Origin of the sequence: Mesorhizobium sp. M7A.F.Ca.AU.002.02.1.1 (assembly GCF_003998535.1) — a bacterium.
GTDB classification, from domain to species: Bacteria; Pseudomonadota; Alphaproteobacteria; order Rhizobiales; family Rhizobiaceae; genus Mesorhizobium; species Mesorhizobium ciceri.
The window spans coordinates 1-1,553 of the sequence record NZ_RZPB01001092.1; the positions used below are offsets into that span (position 1 = coordinate 1).

2 protein-coding genes are annotated in these 1,553 nt (G+C 60.5%); one reads left to right on the forward strand and one right to left on the reverse strand.

Annotated features, from left to right (window positions below; genetic code table 11):
* Positions 1-923 (reverse strand): choline ABC transporter substrate-binding protein (gene choX, locus EN879_RS35320; protein WP_127274686.1); only part of this gene is annotated, 923 nt, incomplete at its 3' end.
* Positions 924-1,004: 81 nt separating this feature from the next.
* On the opposite strand from choX, the gene betI reads away from it, so the two are divergent.
* A partial coding sequence (gene betI / locus EN879_RS35325) for a transcriptional regulator BetI (RefSeq protein WP_127274687.1) occupies positions 1,005-1,553 on the forward strand: 549 nt, incomplete at its 3' end.

A 1,553-nucleotide genomic window follows, 5' to 3' on the forward strand; every position in this document is an offset into this window, starting at 1 on the left:
TCCTTGACCGCGGCAAGGCCGGGTTGGCCGTCGAAGGTGGTGACACCGGCGAGCCAGGCATCGAGACGGCTCTTGTTGGCCGTGATTGCCTTCAGCGCGCCGTCCTCCGGCTTCATGCCGTCATTGATCAGATAACCCATGCCGACATTCTCGAAATCGATGTCGAAGGCGAGGTTTTTCAAGAACTGTGCGACGTTCGGGCATTGCTGCAGATAGCCCTTGCGCACCTGCGTCGTCACCGTCGCGGCGCCGAAATTCGGGCCGAAGAACTTGTCGCCGCCGGTCAGATATTTGAAGTCGTACATCATGTTCATCGGGTGCGGCGCCCAGCCCTGGAAGACGATGAACTGCTTCTCCTTGATCTCGTAGCCGACCTCGGAAAGCATGCCGGCTTCGCTCGATTCGACCACCTGCCAGCCGTCCAGGCCAAAGGCGGGATCGGCGATAGCGTCCATCATCAACTGGTTTGAACCGGGCTCGATGCCGTACATTTTCTTGCCGAATTTGTCGGCGAATTTGTGCAGGTCGGAAATGTCCTTGACGCCGGCTTCCCAGACATAGGTCGGCACGGCGAATGTGTATTTGGCGCCTACGAGATTGACGCGCACATTCTCGACCGAGCCGTCCTTCTTGTAGGGCTCGTAATAGGTGACCATGGCCGGGTCCCAGTAGCCCAGGAACAGGTCGAGGTCCCTGTTTTTCATGCCCTCGTAGATGACGTTGATGCCGAGCACCTGGCTTTGCGGCTGATAGCCAAGCGCCTCCAACAGGACATTTGCGACTCCTGTGGTGAAGGCAAGGTCGTTCCAGCCGGGTTCGGCCATGCGGACCGTCTTGCACTCTTCGGCCTCGGCCGCCTGGGCCGCATGAGTGGCCAACATGAGGCCGGCAAGGCAGACGCCATTTGCAAGGATGCGCAACATTTCGGTTCTCCTCGTCCGTAAAATTGACCAATTGGTCTTTTTATTGTCCCATGGGTCAATTCTTGATCTGAACGGACGAAGATGTCAACGTGGATTCGAAATGCATGGACCGATCCCGTGAAACTCAAGCGTCTCAGTGAGATCCGCCGCAAGGAATTGCGGCAGGCGGCCTTCGCGGTGCTGGAGCGCGAGGGCATTGCCGGCGCGACACTGGAAAAGGTGGCGGCGCAGGCCGGTGCCTCCAAGGGCATCGTGCTGCACTATTTCCGCAACAAGCAGGAATTGTTCGAGCACGCGATGCGTGAGGCAAACGCCGTCCTGTGCCAGGCGGTGATCGCGCGGCTTCGCCGGGCGCAGACTCCGATGGAGCGCATGGATGCGGTGATCGAGGGCAATTTCGAGGAGCATCTGTTCCAGCCGCCTCTCTGCCATGCCTGGCTGTCGCTCTGCGCCGAGGTGCCGCGCGACGAGAAGATGGCTCGTATCCAGAGGGTGATCCATGCGCGCATGCGCTCGAACCTGTTGTCGGGCCTGCGCGGCCTCGCCTCGCCCGGAGATGCCGACGACATCGCGCTTGGCGTCACCGCGCTGATCGACGGGCTTTGGTTGCGGCTCGGCCTGCAGCCGGGC